General features: G+C 63.5%; 1 protein-coding gene. It reads right to left on the bottom strand.

All coding sequences use genetic code 11. The features are described from left to right. A partial coding sequence (locus NKH02_RS34390) for a tetratricopeptide repeat protein (RefSeq protein ID WP_502913898.1) occupies positions 1-925 on the bottom strand: 925 nt, incomplete at its 3' end. Positions 926-949 lie beyond the last annotated feature (24 nt).

Genomic DNA, 949 nt, shown 5'->3' with positions numbered 1-949 from the left:
CGGCTTTTAGCGCTTCGACATAGTTGCCGAGCGCCATGTGTGCATGCGCAATCGTGGTCATGGGCCACGGCGCCGTTGGGTCTCCCGGGCTCATCAGGATCGCGCGCCGACTATGGGTGAGCGCGTCCTCCAGATTCCCGCACTGGAGTTCGGCAATGCCTGCGACCATCAGCACGAACTGGCTGTTCGGGTTCGCCTCGACGGCATTGGCCACGATCTGCATGCCTCGGTCGTACTCTCGCATGCTGACCAGCGTCAGGCCGCATTGCGCCAGTACGGTCGCATCGCCCTGCGGATCGGCAAGGGCGCGGCGCACCAGATCGAGACAAGCGGCCCGGTCGTCGCCGGTCAGCGCAGGCCAGCCCATGGCAACGCGGAATTCAAGGGCCCAGCAGGCACCGGTGAGGAACGGGGCGTAGTGCGGCTCGAGCGCGACTGCTTCCATCATTTGCGCAAAAGCCTGGGCATTGTCCTCGGGCCGCGCGCTGTAAGTCTTCGACAGCGCCCTCAGGTAGAGATCGTAGGCATCGAGGCTTTCCGGGCGTTTCCTGCGGGAGCGTTCGATTTCGGCCTGTCGGATCTGCGGTTCCATGACGCCGATAACGCTTTCGGTAATGCGGTCCTGCACGTCGAATACGTCTGCGACCGCGCCATCGAATCTGTCGGCCCAAAGATGCGCCCCGGCTATCGTCTCGATGAGCTGTGCGGTGATGCGCAGCCGCTCACCGGAGCGTCGCACGCTGCCTTCAAGCACGTAGCGAACTCCGAGCTCCTTGGCCACCTGCCGCACGTCTACGGCCTTGCCCTTGTAGACGAAGCTCGAATTGCGGGCGATCACCGCAAATGACTTGAAGCGGCTGAGCGCGGTGATGATGTCCTCGACGATGCCGTCGGCAAAGTAATCCTGCTCCGGGTCGCCGCTCATGTTTTGGAACGGCAGCACCGCGAG

The organism is Mesorhizobium sp. M1396, from assembly GCF_040317725.1.
Classification (GTDB): domain Bacteria; phylum Pseudomonadota; class Alphaproteobacteria; order Rhizobiales; family Rhizobiaceae; genus Mesorhizobium.
This window is presented reverse-complemented; position numbering and strand designations above follow the sequence as displayed.